Here is a 15,369-nt window from a genome sequence, read left to right as displayed (position 1 = left end):
TCGGACCTACAGCTGGTGACCGACGGCGTTCATCCCGCCATCGACCTCAAGCGTCGTTCCGGTGACGTACGAAGAAGCGTCCGAGGCGAGGAATGCGATACCTTCGGCCAGCTCGTCGGGGTGTGCGTGTCGCTTCAGGATCGCCGGTCCCTCCTCGCGCCGCGTTGTCGCTTCTTCCACTCGCTGCTCGGCCTCGTCGGAGGTGACGTCTCCGAGGTGGTAATCGGTTATCGTCCAGCCGGGAGAGACTGCGTTCGCCCGGATGCCGTCGTCGGCGTGGTCGCAGGCCATGTCTCGGGTGAGTGCTATCACACCCGCCTTCGTGGCGTCGTACAGGGACCACCCCTCGCGGCCGACAGTCGCGTTGGCGGACGCGACGTTGACGATCGCGCCGCCGTCGCGGGCCATGATCGGGATCGCGTGCTTGCAACACCGTGCCATTCCCTGGAGGTTGACGTCGAGGATCCGCTGCATCGCCTCTTCGTCTGACTCGGGTAACGGTCCCGACTCGATGCGGATGCCGGCGTTGTTCACGAGCACGTCCACGCCCCCGAACGCCTCGTCGACCCCGTCGACCGCCGCTTCGACGCTCTCCTGCTCGGTCACGTCGCACTCCAGCGCGAGCGAATCCCCGTCCGGGTCATCGAATGTCGCCGTCGTCCGTTCGGCCATCGCCTCCTCGACGTCGAGCACGGCGACATCGGCGCCTTCGCGTGCGAACAGTTTCGCGGTGGCCTCGCCGATACCGAGCGCGCGGTCGGTGTGCGCGCCGCCGCCGGTAACGATCACGCTCTGACCGTCGAATCTACCTGCCATACAGATGCGCTAACATCCGCCAATGCAATGATTGTTTGGTCGATACCCTCTCGCCAGCGAATCGCCCCAGTAGCGCCGGACAGGGTTTCAGTCGTCTGTCTTGCTCAGCGACCAGATCCGCTCCATGGTCGGAATCTCCATGTCGTCGGCATCGATGCCCGACCGTTTGAACTGCCCGACCCGCTCCTCCCAGGCCTGATTGTCGGGGTCACTCTCATAGACCGCTTCGAACTCCTCGAGGTCGCGGACGTCCATGACGCTGACGGCGATATCGTCGTGGACGTACAGGTCGTAGTTCTCGACGCCGCCATCGCGCATGGCCTCCACGACGGAATCGGGAACGTCCTCGTGTGCCGCGACGTACTCTTCGGTCGCGTCGGGTTTCAGTCGCTGCAACAGTACGACTCGTTCGAGGTCGTCTGCCTCGGCGGCAGTCATACGCAGCCCATCGCTCGTGCGGCAAATAAGCGTGTGGCTGCAACGTCCTGTTTCGTAGCCTGAGCCCGGCGAGGGTTCCATCGCTTCTATCCGGTAACGGAGATTCTCTCGCCGCTGTTGTACTCCTCCCCCTCCCGGAGCAGAAGCCGGTTCGATCAGAGCGTCGCAGTCACTTCGATCTCGACGCCGATGTCGACGGGAAGGTCGGCCACTTCGACTGCACTACGGGCCGGATACGGGGCAGTAAAGTGCTCCGCGTATACGTCGTTGATCTCGTCGTAGTTCGCCATGTCCTGGACGAATACCGTCGTCTTCAAGACGTCGTCGAGCGACGCTCCTGCTGCCTCGAGTACTGCGCTAACGTTCTCGAGCGTTCGCCGTGTTTCGTCGCTGATATTCCCCTCGATGATCTCGCCAGTCTGGGGCTCGATCGGTCCCTGACCGGAGACGTGTACCGTGTCGCCGTCCTTGATCCCCTGTGAAAACGGGCCGATGCTCGGCGGCGCGGCATCCGTGCTAATCTCTTCCATATTCGCGTTTCGGATCTTATAGCCACCCGTAACTAATGCTTCGGTCAAGGACCGGCTGGCTTATCATACCAATGTACCCAGATTTCTCGCCGCTGTGCCGGCGGAAGCGTCGTTCTCCCTCGATTCGATTTTCATGTTCCCCCACCGGTTGTAGGACAACTCAGAGTGGTCGTGATTATTGGCATAATCACGACCAACTCACATCTACAGATTATCGGCCGGATTCAGGATTTTGGAGCCGCCTAACACCGAATTTCTGGAATATACGATTCTATATATCGTATGTCGCTATATAAAATTCTAAACCGTGGAGCCTCAACCTCGCAGTTTCGATGTCTACAAACCATCCTTGATCGACATGATCTGATACCGAGAACCCGATCACAGATGCTATGCAGCCCAATCAGACTGCACCTATGGTCTTGATCGCTGTATTTGAACGCAGCGTTGAGGAAACGAAGCCAGTAGGTCCCCTCTCAAGCCATCCTCCGAGTTCACCTGCGGTAGTCCTAATCCGGCAACTGAAACGCGTATTGGAGCGATGTGGTCTCTACGACCTTGACGTCACTCCCTATCAAGAAACGATAATGTAGAGATGCCTGTTCTTGAGCATGTGGGCCTGATGGGCTAACCCAGTATTACGACCCAGAAGAGCAAACTAATCCAGAGGCTGGGAGTGGTTCTTAGCTGAGCGGTTCTTCATCAGACGAATCTTGCTGACTTTTAAGCGGGACTTACTGGAGATGTAGGTAGACGGCGAGATCCCATTTCCTGCGGTACCTCTGTTCACTGACACGGTAGAGATAGTTAACCAACATGGAGTTCAATTAGGAGTTTCGTTGGTTAAGGCATCCGAGCGTGACATTCGAGAGGCGTACAACTCTGTGGAGGCCATCCAGATGGGGTTCGACCGGCTGGAACAGGGCAATGAAATCGACCGCGACCTTATCTGCGACCTCCATGCGTCTCACTGCTTGACGTTCGCGGCGAGGACAAGCGCCCTGGCGAAACCTGGGACATCCCAGTCATAATCGGCCCGAACCAGAATTCCGAAGAAGCGCAGTTCATTCCGGCTCATCCGACCCATGTTCTGTTGTTGCTGGATCAGCTTATCGCGTACAATCGGACGGAAAACTACCCGCCACTCATCGATATCGTCTTGTCACACTACCAGTTCGAGACAATCCACCCCTTCCGTGATGGAAACGGTCGACTCGACCGATTACTGATTCTGCTACAACTATACGAGGCAGGCCTGTTCGATGACCCGTACCTCTACTTGTCTGCGTATTTCAATCGGAAGCAGACCGAGTTTTTCGATAAACTGCTTAGCGTCAGCAAGGATGGAGAGTGGGAGGGGGTGTTGTTCGCGTTGACTCCGATCAGCGATCAGGCACATCACACATACGAGTGTGGGGCAACAACTCCAGAAACTCCGTGCCACGTATCTCGAGCAGTATGAGGGGTATCCAGCTGTTCGCGACGCCGTGACGCATCTCTTCGAAGAGCCGTATCTACACAGGCGGTTCGCGCTCAGGAAGCGACTGGCCGGTCGAAGAAAGCAGTCTACAACGCCATCGAGCCGTTATCCGAAGACGGAGTTATCGACGAAATCACTGGGAAAGAACGCGGCAAGGTCTATCGGGCGACTGAAATCCTCGTAACCGTCGAACCATCCTGATCCGAGCCGTTTCACGCCTGTATGCCCGATTTTAGCAGAATCTCGTAGACCGAGCAACAGGAATCCAAACCACGTCTAGCCAGTATTCAAGTTGGACCATGATCTAAATGATCCCCTGTTCTCGGGCATGAACTCGGTGTGGATCTAGACACGATCGATGGGGACGTTCCTTCGCAATAGACACAACCAGTCACACCCGCAGTGGTACGGCTTGGAACTCTTTTCTCACTCTTCGGCACTCAGTTCACCCGTGAGGTAGGCTTGATCCCAAACAGAGATCCCATAGTATTCGTCGTCAGCTTGTCAACCAGTCCAACTTCTCTTCGGGGGCAATTCGCGGTCTCAAGATTGATGATTCGGGAGTCTTGGGATCTTTTTCTGGTCAGTACAGCCGACATACGTAACAGAACCCATTCTCGAATAGTGATTCAGTGTCATCTCATCCATCACTGAGTATGAACCGTCCGATTCCAGCTAGTTGTGCTGCTGCTAGTAGCCGTCCTAGATTCCCACCCAGAACGTCTGTTACAGACATCCGTAACAGACATCAGAGATAGGAGCCACCACTTGCCCAGAGCCACACCGTCACAGACATCTGTTACAGATATCAGTGACAGATGTCAGAGACAGACACCAATTACAGCCGCATGTATCGGCCATCTAGAAGCCGATGTCACAGACACCCATAACAGACATCTGGTACAGATACCGGCACCAACCTACACAGTACAGAATAACCACAGGACGTGAAGTAATGCAGACAATAGACACAGCCATCTATTACAGACATCTATTACAGACATCTGCCCCTAACGTCTGACACAGATTTATGGTGTATTGCATAGAAGCCAGGAACGTATGATAACGGCCGTAGTCTACTCCGAATCAGGCGGGACGTTCAAGACGACGATGACGGCCAACCTCGCAGTCGCGCTCGAACGGATGGGCCAGAAGACGCTCGTCATAGATCTCGACCCGCAGGAAGGAAATCTCACGAGCCTCTTCGACGTGGGCACCAGCCGAAGCGACCCGGACGCGGACAATCTGGTCAAGCACATCCTCGACATGCCAGACGGGGACTTCGACGATCTGATCGAGACGTCCGACGAAGGTGTCGATATCATCCCGAGTCACGATATGCTCGGAGACTTCACTTCCAATCTGGAGCAGAAGATTTCCTACGAGACCGGGATGCAAAACATGAGCCGCGAAGAGTACCCTCGGTTCGAACTTCTGTACGATCTGCTGTGGGAGAAACAGGAACTCCACGAGGAATACGACGCCGTCCTCATCGACCCGAACGCGCGCGCGGAGGATCTCCTCTATAACGCCATCTTTGCCCTTCGGACACTGGTCGCACCGGTGAAGCCCGCAGGGAAGGGGAATCTGAGTCTGGACGGTCTTGACGAGCTAGTCGGGAACATGGAAAACGAACTGGAGATCGAGATTGGGCTTTCGTGTGTCGTCCCATCGGGCGTCGGGCAGACCAACGCTCACCAGCAGTACCAGCAACAGTTCGAGGATACCGAGGCGTTTGCCACTCCCGTCACGATCGGGAACCGAGAGAGCCTCATGGACGCCATGTGGGAGGCTAGAGGATCGGCGTTCAAAGTGGTCGAAGACCGATGGAAGACCTTCGAGAAAGACGGGGAAATGGTAAGTGAACCAGGACAGCGGCGTGTCCGCGACCGTGAAATCGAGACATTACGGAAGCTGTACGTACTCGCGCGATTCATCGCGACAGAGACGTTCGACACAGAGGTGGATCCGGTGATGGAACTCGATATTACGGACCACGATGACCGGACGATCGACCTGCGGGAAGACGAGCCGATGGAGGCGACCTCAGCATGAGTAACTTCAAATCAGGCTCCGGGAACCTCGACTTCGGAGGGGACGACGATGACGAGTCTGTCGAAGACGAATCGGCCGTCGACGAACCGGACTCCCGAGAAGAACGAACGAACACCGAATCTGACTCACGAGAAGACGGGGATCACGGCTCGGCGGGTCGAGAATCCACTCGGACGAACCGGTCTCCCAGTGAGCAGACAGCTGAGCAGGACACCCAGACCGATTCTACACCTGCAAGCACGACTAGCGAAGAGTATCCTTACTTCGTCCGGCGGAATAACGTCGGTGACGAACGAGACACGCGCCTGGAGATACACGTCCGCGATCGCGTCGCCGACCAAGAAGCTGAGTTCCGGAACGAACTCGCACAACGACTCGATACGGGCGAGGTTTCGAAAACCGACGCCCGCGAATTCGCCCTCCTCGCGGCATTTCACCATCCCGAGCGCGTCGCTGAACTGATGCGGGAGGAAGGGTTCGGCGCACTGGATTGAAACGGCCGACGTCTACTGTCTTGGCTCTGCGGTAGCGACGAAGACATTGTATTTCCGTATATCGGAATGTAGTTTATAGATGGGGAGAGGCCGCTGGCCCTCTGTCCCAGGCACCCACGCCGGATGGAGATCCCCGAGATGGAGGCCCGTGTAGTGATTCTCGAAAGAGACGGCCCCGCTACTTGGGGCGAATATCTGTTACAGACATCTGTTACAGACAGCTGTTATAGAATTGTGTCCCAGAGTGCTGCCGCCCCTATCTGTCCCCAGCCATCACTGACAACCGAGCGGCTACCGCTGCATGATATCTGACTGCGATGAACCGAATCAATTCGTGATCCGTCGAGAATCTCTGCCATGGCCGAGTCGACGAACAAAGAGAATCCACGTCAACTTCGGACCAGAAGAACTGAACGGCGATGCTGACTCGCTTCGACGACAGCTGATATAGGATCTGAAACCCTACAATTATCCGGGTATAACCCCACTCTACTGGAAGTACAGATTTCTGGAATCATTGCTTAGAAAACAGGGGAGTCCGTACGGGAGCACATGTCATGCCGCATCGTCGGCGCCCTCCAGGACCAGACGACGGTCGAAGCACGGGTGGAGGCCGGGCAAGCACCGGACTGGGCTGCCGCACACTGGCGCACGTTTCGGAACGGACTGCTCGGAGAGCGCAACGAAACGCCGTTCCCCTGCTTTTTCGGGGTCGAATCGGTCGAGAACGGGGATCCGCTCTACTCCGCGATCCCCTCGATGACCGACAAAGACGCGCTGCTGGACCTCGGACGGACGATCCTCGAGTACCTCGACGTCTACGAGACTCACAGCGACCGCGCGTCCCTCGTTACGTTCTTCAAACCCCCAGGGCAGGAACTTTCAGAGGCCGATTACCATAGCGCGCTGTGGCACATCCTCCAGTTCCTCCACGTCCACGATCCCTGTCCATGGCCCGAAGACATCCCGACAGATCCCGACGATCCGTACTGGGAGTTCTGCTTCGGCGGGGAACCGATGTTTCCGACCTGCCGGGCACCGTTTTACGACACGCGGAAGAGCCGCTACTGTCCCGTAGGGCTCGAAATCACGTTTCAGCCCCGGAAACTGTTCGAAGACCTGAACGTCACTGCCGATACGGACGCCGGACAGCACGCTCGAGAGGTCATTCAGGGTCGGTTGGAGGACTACGACGGCGTGTGTCCGCACGCCGACCTGGGTGACTGGGGAGTGGAAGGCGATCGAGAGTGGCCACAGTACATGCTCTCGGCGGACGAGCGGCGGGCGCCGGACGAGTGCCCCATCACTATCACGCGCGAGCACCCGAAATCGAAACTGTTGCTGGATGCCCCGGCGTCACCGGAGCGCGGAGCCTGAACCGATGGACCTCGCTGACTCGCCCGTGTTGTTGCTCGTCGATTTCCAGCAGGGATTCGACGAGCAGCGGTGGGGGCCACGGAACAATCCGGACGCCGAGACGAACGCAGCGAAACTCCTCTCAGCGTGGCGCGACCGGGGGCTCCCGGTCGCACACGTCCGCCACGACTCCACCGAGACTGATTCGCCACTCCAAGACGGGGAACCGGGCTTCCGGTACAAATCCGAGCTCAGTCCGGCGGAGGCGGAACGGGAGTTCGTCAAACGGGTCAACGGCGCGTTCGTCGAAACGGAGTTAGGGGAGTGGCTCCGCGAGCAGGGACACAAGACGCTCGTCATCGCCGGACTGACGACCGATCACTGCGTTTCGACGACAGCGCGGATGGCCGAAAACCGGGGGTTCGACGTGTTCGTCGTCAGGGACGCGATGGCGACGTTCGACCGGACGCTAGGCGAGGAGCGCTTCGATGCCGAAGTGATCCATCGAACTGCGCTCGCACAGCTGTCCGGGGAGTTCGCGACTATCACGTCCACTGACGAGCTGATCAGGCTGGTTTGAACGCATTCCCACCAGTACGATATCACCGAAACCGGCAAAACGTCAGGCCAGTGGCTTCGATCTGGAAGCGCCGCTGGCTTGTAATGAGGCGCGGGTGTATATCAGTCCTTTTCGAGGGGAGCTTCCATCTTGCGGACGTCGAGCGAAATTCGGCTTCCCCTGTCGTGGAGGCTATGGATGGTGCCCGCAACGACGAGACGCATCTCTGCCGTCGGCCCGATGATAACGGGATCGTCGACCTCCAGCTGTGGAAGCGCCGTCTGAAATTCGATCCACGCCCGGCAGTCCGTCGGATGGTTCACGTTCGTGAACGAGATGTTTTCGACCGTCGCATCGATACGGTCGAATTCGTGTGTCACCCTGACCGCTTCCCGATCGGCGTTCGGGTCCCGATCCAGTGCCTCGAATGCCTTCTCCGTCGGTTCGTATCCGCCGCCAGGACCCTGAACGCCCTCGACCAGTCCGAGCGACGTCAACTGCGGCATCTTGTTCCGGATCGTTCCGGTATTGCGATTCATCACCTCGGCGAGTTCGTTCGCTTTCACCGGCGACTCCTGTTGCTGGTATTCATTGAGGAGGACAGTCAACAGCCGTCGTTGAATTTTGCGGAGATCGAGTGATCGAGCACCCATTTCAGTAACAATCGTTCCAGAATTATATTGATTTTTCGATCAGTGTAGCGGTGACGGGGCTCAATGCGACCGACTCGGCACCCAGACCGAGACGAGTAGCCGACCGGAACCCGTCGGAGACATAGTCGATACTACTGACTCGGCGCCTGTTCCTTCCGTCGGCGAGTGATATATCCCGCAATCCGATTCCGGACGCGTTTGGACTCCACATCGGTCAGCTCCTCAACCCGATGTTTGTTCTCCTCGAAATCGTCCGTGAATCGGCCGGGATGGCGCTGTATGAGCGAATCGCCGATACTGATGATCTCTTCGGAGTTAGATGTCATATCCCGCACTTTTCAGGCGGTCTCAATAGTTCTTTGGGCCCTCTGTCCGTGGCAGCGAACGAGTGTGGCCGGCGTCGAGCATTCACCGGACTCGAATGCTTGATCGTCACGTTCGTACCGATCTCGCTGGTACGCCGTCGAGTACAGCGATACAATCCTCGTATCCGAAACGGTCACGTCTGCCGATCCACCTCCTGCCGACACGTGCCGAAGGGGAGGTGTGCCTGAGCCATCGCCCGATGCCGATGTGCCATAGCCAACGCTTTTGACAGGTGATACGGAACTATGGTCGGAATGTTACTCACCGGTACAGTCATCGCGGATCCGGAAACGGTCATCCGCGACGGCGCGATTGCTGTCTCCGGGTCGCGGATCGAAGCCGTCGGTCCGCGCGCCGAACTGAGCCAGCGGTACGCCGACCACGAACACCACGAGTACAGCGTCCTGGCACCGGGTCTCGTGGGGGGACACGTCCACTCCGTCCAGAGCCTGGGTCGGGGGATCGCCGACGACACGGAACTGCTGGACTGGCTGTTCGACCACATCCTCCCGATGGAGGCCTCGCTCTCCGCCGACGAGATGGAAGCCGCCGCCAGGCTCGGGTACCTGGAGATGATCGAGAGCGGAACGACCACCTGTATCGACCACCTATCGGTCGCCCACGCCGACAGAGCGTTCGAGGCCGCCGGGGAAATGGGAATCCGCGGCGTCCTCGGGAAAGTGCTCATGGACCGGCGCTCTCCCGACGGGCTGCTGGAGGGCACAGTAGCCGGGCTCACGGAATCGGAACGGCTCATCAGGAAGTACCACGGCGCGTACGACGACCGGATCCGCTACGCCGTGACCCCCCGCTTCGCCGTCTCCTGCAGCGAGGCGTGTCTCCGCGGCGCCCGGGAGTTGGCCGACGACTACGCCGGCGTCCGGATCCACACGCACGCGAGCGAGAACCGCGACGAGGTCGAGACAATCGAGTCCGACACGGGGATGCGAAACATCCACTGGCTCGACGAGGTCGGACTCACGGGCGAGGATGTCGTGCTGGCCCACTGCGTGTGGACCGACGAGAGCGAACGAGAGGTCCTCGCCAAGACCGGGACGCACGTCACTCACTGCCCGTCATCGAACATGAAGCTCGCCAGCGGCATCGCGCCCGTCGGTGAGTATCTCGATCGCGGTATCAACGTGACGCTGGGCAACGACGGCCCGCCGTGCAACAATACGCTCGACCCGTTCACGGAGATGCGTCAGGCGAGCCTGCTCCGGAAGGTCGACGACCTGGACCCGACCGCGGCCGCCGCGAGCACGATCTTCGAGATGGCGACGAGAAACGGCGCGAAAGCCGCCGGATTCGACAAGCTCGGCGCGATACGAGAGGGGTGGCGCGCCGACATCATCGGTCTCAGTACCGACGAAACGCGGGCGACGCCGCTGCACGACGTGCTCTCCCATCTCGTCTTCGCGGCCCGCGGCGACGACGTCCAGTTCACGATGGTCGACGGGAACGTACTGATGGAAGACGGCGAGGTCACCGCCGTCAACGCCGACGCCGTCAGACAGGAAGCCCGGGAGATCGCCCGCGAAATGGACTACGAGGACGAACGGCAGTCGGCGCAGCAGCAGAAACCATGACGGCCGCCGCCGCCGTCCGCAAATATTCTCCGCACGTCCGCACTCTCAGCCCAGACGCACCCGCACTCCCGACGCGATCCAGTCACTCAGGACCACGAGCGCGAACACCGCGACGATGGCGGTGACGAGTTTCTGGTACTGCAGTCGCTGTATCGTGACGACGAGATAGTAGCCGATCCCGCCCGCGCCGACGAATCCCAGCACCGCTGCCGACCGGATGGTGCACTCCCAACGGTAGAGGGTGTAGGAGGTGATCGTCGCGGTGGCCTGCGGGACCATGCCGTGACAGACGGCCTGCATCCGCGTCGCGCCGCTCGCGGCGACGGCTTCGGTCGTCCTCGGGTCCGTGTCCTCCAGGAAGTCGGCGTAGAGCTTACCGAGCACGCCGGCGTTGTGAACCGCCAGTGCGAGCACACCCGCGAACGGGCCGAGCCCGACGGCGGTGACGAACAGGAACCCCCAGACGATGCCCGGGACCGATCTGAGAAAGCTGAGGATAGTCCTGCTGGTACGGTTGAGCGCGCGCCCAGTCGCGATCCGGGCGGGCGAGGCGGTCGCGTACAGGGGTCCGCGGTGGGTGACGGTCGCAGCACTGGTGACCGCAAGCGGGACGGCTGCGACGACCGCCAGCGCCGTCCCGACGACGCTGATGGCGAGCGTCTCGACGACCGCCCACGCCAGCCCGTCGCGGAGCGTCCGTCCAAGCAGGAACTCGCGACTCGCATCCGGCGGGAACCCCTCTGCGACGAACGCCCACAACTGCCCGCGGGCGTTCGCGCTCACCAGCGCGAGCGGATCGACTTCCGCGACCCACGCGGCGGCGGCGAACGCGAGCGCGCCGGCGAGCAGCGCCGACAGCCGCCGCTTCGAGACCAGCGGCTCAACGTCGGGGTCGGGCCGCGCAACCGTGGACTCGGAGGAGTTCTCAGGCATACCAGCGGGCGCGGGTAGAGGAGTCAGTCGGTTCCGAAGCCGATTCCTCGTACGGCCGGTCGTCCGGTCCGTCCGGCGTCGACTCACCAGCGGCGAACAGGTCGGCGAGCATGTCGTCGGTAACCGCGTCCGCCGGCTCGTCGAATCGAATGCGCCCGTCCGCCAGCCCGACGACCCACTGGAAGCGGTCGCGGGCGAGGTCGACCTCGTGGAGCGCGGTCAGCAGCGGCCGGTCGCCGACGACCTCCTCGATCACGTCGACGACGTTCGCCCGGGAACTCGGGTCGAGGTTCGCGGTCGGCTCGTCGGCCAGAACCACACGGCCGTCTTGCAACAGCGCACGGGCGAGCGCGACGCGCTGGCGCTCGCCGGCGCTGAGCGTGTCGGCGCGAGCGTCGGCCTTCCCGGCCAGCCCGACCGCGTCGAGGAGTTCGAGCGCTGGCTCGGGGTCCCGCGGGGCGAGCGGTTCGAGGAACCCGCGGAGCCAGGGCAGTGCGCCGATCCCGCCGCCGAGGACGTTCGCGAGCGCCGTCCGCCGGTCGACGAGCGTGTGTCCCCCATAGGCGAGCGTCGCGTCGTCGCCGGTCACCGGGTCGCCATCTAATCGAACGGTCCCGCTGTCCGGCGATATCGCGCCGCTGGCGAGCCTGAGCAGCGTCGTCTTGCCGGCGCCCGACGGCCCGACCAACGCCACGCGCTCGCCGGGCGCGACGTCGAACGACACGTCCGAAACCGCCGCAGTTCCGTCGAAAAACCGGGTGACGCCGTCGAAGACGAGCCGTCCCGGTTCGCAGTCGGTCGGGGCAGTCATCCTCGAATCACGACTCCGTCTCCGTCCCCGTCCCGGCGTCCGTGTCGATTCCCGCCATCTCGACGGCCGATTCGAGCGAGGCGAAGTCGTCGTGGGTCACCTCGACGTACCGGTCGACGTTCTGCCGGTCGAGGATGTCGGCTTCGCCGTTCGCGTCGAGGTCCAGAAACGCGGTCCGGACGTCCTCGGTCGTCGTGCTCCCCAGCGACGGCGCGACCGCCCACGGATAGTCCGGGAACCCGGGCGAACGCCAGATCTCGCGCACGCCGGTCACCGCCCCGGCCTCGACGAGGGAGTCGTAGATCCGGGCGTTCAACGCGCCGATCGATCCCTCGGCACCGCTGATCGTCCGCGCGGTCGCGTCGTGTGCGCCGACGTGCGTGACACGCTCGAAGTCAGCCTCCGGCGCGAGGTCGTGTTCGGTCCGCAGGTAGTAGGTCGGCATGACCGTCCCGCTGGTCGAGATCGGGTCGCCGAACACCAGGTCCAGCGAACCGGCGCGCTCGCGCACGTCCGCCATGCTCTCGATGGGAGAGTTTTCGGGAACGACGAACGCGGAGTGCCACGTCGTCTCGCCGTCGCTGGACCCGACCACGACCGGTTCGGCCCCCGCGCGTCGGCGGGCGAGGACGTAGGAGACGCCGCCGTAGTAGGCGATGTCGACCTGTTCGGCGACCATCGCCCGGACCATTCCGGCGTAGTCGGACGACGTTCGGAGATCGATAGAGACGCCGAGTTCCGTCTCCAGATAGTCGGCCAGCGACGTGTTCTGCTCGATCGCCGTGTCGGGGTCGACGTCCGGCACGATACCGACCGTCAGCGTCTCCCCGCTCGCGCTGCCGAGACAGCCGCCGACGGCCGTCGCGGCGACCGCACCCAGAAACTCTCGTCGGTGGGGACTCATCGGACGGACGGTCGCGGGTGTCGGTCTTGAAACTTCGGCGACAAACGCCTGTGGCGGTCGCCACGTCGCTCGCTCGTGTCCGCACATCGCCGGAAGCTCTTATACGCGGGGTCCGTCACCGTGTGGCATGGAACTCGACGTGAGCGGTACCGTCTGTCCGCAGACGGTCCTCGTCGTCAGACGCTGCCTGGCCGAACTCGACCCCGGCGAGGAACTCACGGTCCACGGGGACTACCCGCCCGCCGAGCGCAGCATCCGCCGCGCCTGCTACAAGCACGGCTATCCGGTCTCGTCCGTCGCCGCTCCGGATCCCGACGCCGAGTTCGCGCTCCGCATCCGGGTGACCGAGGCGTCGGCGGCGCCGCGCGACGCGGCGATCGACCGGACCTGAGCGGAAGAGTGTGCCTGCAAAGCGGGACCTCGCGGTGCTCCGCGCGGTCTACTCCGTCGCGGCGATAGCCTCGATCTCGACGTCGACGCCCTTCGGCAGGCTGTCGACGCCGACCGCGCTGCGCGCCGGCGGCTCGTCGTCGAAAAACTCCGCGTAGGCGTCGTTCATCGCCTCGAAATCGTCGATGTCGTCGAGGAACACCGTCACCTTGAGCACGTCGCCGGTGTCGAGTCCCTCCTCGGCGAGCACGCCTTCGAGGTTCGAGAGTGCCTGCGCAGCCTGGACCTCGATCGGTTCGTCGTCGAGCAGGTCGCCCCCGGGCGTCATCGGGATCTGCCCCGCCGTGAAGACGAGGTCGCCGTCGGTCGTCGCCTGACTGTACGCGCCCACCGCCGCGGGGGCGTCGTCGGAACTGATGACTCGTTTCATCGACGTGGACATCCGGCAGGCCGATGGTAAAAGTACCCGCGTTGTGGGCCGTGCGTGTCCGTCGTGTGGCGGTCCGCGATAGTCTCCAGATCGACCGGCGGCGTTTGCGTGAGTTGTGGCCGCTATGGCAAAGTCGAAAACGCGCATTTGGCCCGCAGGAGCGTAGAGCGCAATGGGCGCAACAGGGACTTCGCTGTGGCGCCGCACCTGAAACGCGGTCTGTGCTACTCCAAAGCGGGATACGGAACGGCGCGAACTGGCTCGCCGGCGTCGAGCGCCGACTCCGTGAGGACGAAGCCGTCGGCGCGGGTGACCCGCGTCGTCGACGAGAGCACGCTCGGGTCGAAGATCTGGTCGTAGACGTGGACCGGCGAACTCGCGTGCCCGAGCGGGGTCGCTCGTCCGTCCGCGAGCGCTACCGGGACCGCGTATTCGAAGCCGGGTCTCCCGAGACCGACCGGCGCCGCCATCGTCGCCTCAACCGTCGGCAATCCGGCGTCTTCGCCGCGGAAGAACGGGCGCATGACGAGCGTCGCGACCGTGAGCGCGCCGACCGGTTTCCCGGGGACCGCGAAGGCGACCGCCCCGTGGTCGTCGAGCCGCGCGAGCGCGATCGGCTTCCCCGGCCGGATCCGCACCCCGTGGAAGAGAACCTCGCCGAGCGAGTCGAGCGCCCGGACGACGTGGTCGTGCTCGCCGACGCTCGTGCCGCCCGTCGTGACCACCACGTCGTGGTCGTCCGCGAGTTCCGCGATGGCGTCTCTCGTCCGCTCGAAGTCGTTGGGGACCGTCCCCTCGACGGACGGAGCATGTCCCCACGAACGGAGTAGCTCGGCGAGCATCGGCGAGTCGAGGTCGGCCGTTTTCCCCTCGTGGATCTCCGAGCCCGTCGCGAGCAGTCCGACGGTGAACGGTCGCCTGACCGCGATCGCTTCGACGCCGAGGTCCCGGAGCAAGATCAGATCCTTCGCCGACAGTCGCTCGCCCGCATCGAACAGCTGTTCCCCGGCAGCGACGTTACTGGCACGCTCGTAGACGTAGGTGCCCGGATCGAGGTCGGGGCCGGTGAGTTCGCCGTCGCTGACCGTCGCGTCCTCGACTCTGAGGACGGCGTCGGCGCGCTCCGGCAACGGGGCGCCGGTCGCGATCGGGACTGCCTCGCCGGCGGCCATCGCGGCCGGGTCGTCCTCCGGGAAGGTCTCGGCGTCGCGGACGGACAGCGGGTAGTCGTCGGTCGCGTCCACGGCGTAGCCGTCCATCGTCGCGTGATCGCGAGCCGGGACGTCCCGGGGAGCGGTGATCGGTTCGGCCAGCACCCGGCCGGTAGTCCGGTCCGCGAGGCCTACCGTCGTCGTTCCCCTCCGGTCGGAGGCCGCGGCGCGGGCGCCGAGCGCGAACGCGACCGCGTCGGTCCTGGTCGACATCGACTCGTGGTCGTGGTTCATGCGAGGCGGCTTCCCGACCGACCGATAAACCGATTGTGCCGCCACAACTGAACGAGCCACCGCCCCATCCCCTCGCCACAACCGAACGGGCTGCCACAGCGGAGCACGGCACGGCCGCAT

The 15,369-nt window shown here is 62.4% G+C and carries 17 protein-coding genes; 7 read left to right on the top strand and 10 right to left on the bottom strand.

The features are described from left to right. Positions 1-6: 6 nt before the first annotated feature. From AB2U09_RS02570 to AB2U09_RS02560, 3 genes are all read right to left on the bottom strand, one after another. Positions 7-816: an SDR family NAD(P)-dependent oxidoreductase gene (locus AB2U09_RS02570; RefSeq protein WP_459191120.1), complete on the bottom strand. Its 810-nt coding sequence runs from the start codon at positions 814-816 to the stop codon at positions 7-9. A gap of 87 nt (positions 817-903) precedes the next feature. Then, the gene (locus tag AB2U09_RS02565) at positions 904-1,254 is read right to left on the bottom strand and encodes an L-rhamnose mutarotase (protein ID WP_459191119.1); all 351 of its coding nucleotides are present in this window, start codon (positions 1,252-1,254) and stop codon (positions 904-906) included. A gap of 155 nt (positions 1,255-1,409) precedes the next feature. Continuing rightward, positions 1,410-1,784 carry a Rid family detoxifying hydrolase gene (locus AB2U09_RS02560; RefSeq protein WP_459191118.1) on the bottom strand — a complete coding sequence of 125 codons (375 nt, stop codon included), beginning with the start codon at positions 1,782-1,784 and terminating at the stop codon, positions 1,410-1,412. Between the two features lie 1,093 nt (positions 1,785-2,877). Here AB2U09_RS02560 and AB2U09_RS02555 point away from each other — a divergent pair. The 5 genes from AB2U09_RS02555 (at position 2,878) to AB2U09_RS02535 (ending at position 7,749) form a co-directional block, all read left to right on the top strand. Continuing rightward, entirely contained in the window at positions 2,878-3,246 is a 369-nt protein-coding gene (locus AB2U09_RS02555; protein ID WP_459191117.1) for a Fic family protein, read from the top strand. Between the two features lie 1,077 nt (positions 3,247-4,323). Beyond that, on the top strand, positions 4,324-5,319 hold the full coding sequence (locus AB2U09_RS02550) for a ParA family protein (RefSeq protein WP_459191116.1): 996 nt from the start codon (positions 4,324-4,326) through the stop codon (positions 5,317-5,319). Beyond that, the gene (locus AB2U09_RS02545) at positions 5,316-5,813 is read left to right on the top strand and encodes a DUF7970 domain-containing protein (protein ID WP_459191115.1); all 498 of its coding nucleotides are present in this window, start codon (positions 5,316-5,318) and stop codon (positions 5,811-5,813) included. The genes AB2U09_RS02550 and AB2U09_RS02545 overlap by 4 nt, the downstream gene beginning before the upstream one ends. 552 nt (positions 5,814-6,365) lie before the next feature. Then, a complete protein-coding gene (locus AB2U09_RS02540) occupies positions 6,366-7,190 on the top strand; it encodes a YqcI/YcgG family protein (RefSeq protein ID WP_459191114.1) in 825 nt (274 codons plus the stop codon). A gap of 4 nt (positions 7,191-7,194) precedes the next feature. After that, positions 7,195-7,749: a cysteine hydrolase family protein gene (locus tag AB2U09_RS02535; protein ID WP_459191113.1), complete on the top strand. Its 555-nt coding sequence runs from the start codon at positions 7,195-7,197 to the stop codon at positions 7,747-7,749. 101 nt (positions 7,750-7,850) lie between these two features. Here the strand turns inward: AB2U09_RS02535 and AB2U09_RS02530 are convergent, their stop codons facing one another. Together AB2U09_RS02530 and AB2U09_RS02525 are read right to left on the bottom strand one after the other, a co-directional pair. Beyond that, entirely contained in the window at positions 7,851-8,381 is a 531-nt protein-coding gene (locus tag AB2U09_RS02530; protein ID WP_459191112.1) for a TrmB family transcriptional regulator, read from the bottom strand. 131 nt (positions 8,382-8,512) lie between these two features. Next, positions 8,513-8,707, bottom strand: coding sequence for a 30S ribosomal protein S17e (locus AB2U09_RS02525; RefSeq protein WP_459191111.1), 195 nt, complete (start codon positions 8,705-8,707; stop codon positions 8,513-8,515). 294 nt (positions 8,708-9,001) lie between these two features. On the opposite strand from AB2U09_RS02525, the gene AB2U09_RS02520 reads away from it, so the two are divergent. After that, a complete protein-coding gene (locus AB2U09_RS02520; protein WP_459191110.1) occupies positions 9,002-10,336 on the top strand; it encodes a 5'-deoxyadenosine deaminase in 1,335 nt (444 codons plus the stop codon). 45 nt (positions 10,337-10,381) lie between these two features. On the opposite strand, the gene phnE is transcribed toward AB2U09_RS02520, so the two are convergent. The 3 genes from phnE to phnD are packed head-to-tail and all read right to left on the bottom strand — an operon-like array spanning position 10,382 to position 12,984. After that, positions 10,382-11,269, bottom strand: a complete 888-nt coding sequence (gene phnE, locus AB2U09_RS02515) for a phosphonate ABC transporter, permease protein PhnE (protein ID WP_459191109.1) — start codon at positions 11,267-11,269, stop codon at positions 10,382-10,384. After that, positions 11,262-12,080: a phosphonate ABC transporter ATP-binding protein gene (locus AB2U09_RS02510; RefSeq protein ID WP_459191108.1), complete on the bottom strand. Its 819-nt coding sequence runs from the start codon at positions 12,078-12,080 to the stop codon at positions 11,262-11,264. The genes phnE and AB2U09_RS02510 overlap by 8 nt, the downstream gene beginning before the upstream one ends. Before the next feature lie 7 nt (positions 12,081-12,087). Beyond that, positions 12,088-12,984 (bottom strand): phosphate/phosphite/phosphonate ABC transporter substrate-binding protein, encoded by an 897-nt coding sequence (phnD, locus tag AB2U09_RS02505; protein WP_459191107.1) that lies wholly within the window; start codon positions 12,982-12,984, stop codon positions 12,088-12,090. Positions 12,985-13,111: 127 nt separating this feature from the next. On the opposite strand from phnD, the gene AB2U09_RS02500 reads away from it, so the two are divergent. After that, positions 13,112-13,375 (top strand): sulfurtransferase TusA family protein, encoded by a 264-nt coding sequence (locus AB2U09_RS02500; RefSeq protein ID WP_459191106.1) that lies wholly within the window; start codon positions 13,112-13,114, stop codon positions 13,373-13,375. A gap of 48 nt (positions 13,376-13,423) precedes the next feature. On the opposite strand, the gene AB2U09_RS02495 is transcribed toward AB2U09_RS02500, so the two are convergent. Together AB2U09_RS02495 and AB2U09_RS02490 are read right to left on the bottom strand one after the other, a co-directional pair. Beyond that, a complete protein-coding gene (locus AB2U09_RS02495) occupies positions 13,424-13,804 on the bottom strand; it encodes a Rid family detoxifying hydrolase (protein ID WP_459191105.1) in 381 nt (126 codons plus the stop codon). A gap of 224 nt (positions 13,805-14,028) precedes the next feature. Beyond that, entirely contained in the window at positions 14,029-15,249 is a 1,221-nt protein-coding gene (locus AB2U09_RS02490; RefSeq protein ID WP_459191104.1) for a molybdopterin molybdotransferase MoeA, read from the bottom strand. Positions 15,250-15,369 lie beyond the last annotated feature (120 nt).

This window comes from Halosimplex yunnanense (assembly GCF_054504345.1).
Note: the sequence above shows the minus strand (reverse complement) of the source record. Positions and strands in the feature narration are given on the sequence as shown.

What these genes read in the sequence shown, in the direction of transcription:
- AB2U09_RS02570 (WP_459191120.1), bottom strand. Translation starts at nt 816, where the DNA reads ATGGCAGGTAGATTCGACGGTCAGAGCGTGATCGTTACCGGCGGCGGC.
- AB2U09_RS02510 (WP_459191108.1), bottom strand. Translation starts at nt 12,080, where the DNA reads ATGACTGCCCCGACCGACTGCGAACCGGGACGGCTCGTCTTCGACGGC.
- AB2U09_RS02550 (WP_459191116.1), top strand. Translation starts at nt 4,324, where the DNA reads ATGATAACGGCCGTAGTCTACTCCGAATCAGGCGGGACGTTCAAGACG.
- AB2U09_RS02495 (WP_459191105.1), bottom strand. Translation starts at nt 13,804, where the DNA reads ATGAAACGAGTCATCAGTTCCGACGACGCCCCCGCGGCGGTGGGCGCG.
- phnD (WP_459191107.1), bottom strand. Translation starts at nt 12,984, where the DNA reads ATGAGTCCCCACCGACGAGAGTTTCTGGGTGCGGTCGCCGCGACGGCC.
- phnE (WP_459191109.1), bottom strand. Translation starts at nt 11,269, where the DNA reads ATGCCTGAGAACTCCTCCGAGTCCACGGTTGCGCGGCCCGACCCCGAC.
- AB2U09_RS02545 (WP_459191115.1), top strand. Translation starts at nt 5,316, where the DNA reads ATGAGTAACTTCAAATCAGGCTCCGGGAACCTCGACTTCGGAGGGGAC.
- AB2U09_RS02565 (WP_459191119.1), bottom strand. Translation starts at nt 1,254, where the DNA reads ATGACTGCCGCCGAGGCAGACGACCTCGAACGAGTCGTACTGTTGCAG.
- AB2U09_RS02535 (WP_459191113.1), top strand. Translation starts at nt 7,195, where the DNA reads ATGGACCTCGCTGACTCGCCCGTGTTGTTGCTCGTCGATTTCCAGCAG.
- AB2U09_RS02560 (WP_459191118.1), bottom strand. Translation starts at nt 1,784, where the DNA reads ATGGAAGAGATTAGCACGGATGCCGCGCCGCCGAGCATCGGCCCGTTT.
- AB2U09_RS02540 (WP_459191114.1), top strand. Translation starts at nt 6,366, where the DNA reads ATGTCATGCCGCATCGTCGGCGCCCTCCAGGACCAGACGACGGTCGAA.
- AB2U09_RS02525 (WP_459191111.1), bottom strand. Translation starts at nt 8,707, where the DNA reads ATGACATCTAACTCCGAAGAGATCATCAGTATCGGCGATTCGCTCATA.
- AB2U09_RS02530 (WP_459191112.1), bottom strand. Translation starts at nt 8,381, where the DNA reads ATGGGTGCTCGATCACTCGATCTCCGCAAAATTCAACGACGGCTGTTG.
- AB2U09_RS02490 (WP_459191104.1), bottom strand. Translation starts at nt 15,249, where the DNA reads ATGAACCACGACCACGAGTCGATGTCGACCAGGACCGACGCGGTCGCG.
- AB2U09_RS02500 (WP_459191106.1), top strand. Translation starts at nt 13,112, where the DNA reads ATGGAACTCGACGTGAGCGGTACCGTCTGTCCGCAGACGGTCCTCGTC.
- AB2U09_RS02520 (WP_459191110.1), top strand. Translation starts at nt 9,002, where the DNA reads ATGTTACTCACCGGTACAGTCATCGCGGATCCGGAAACGGTCATCCGC.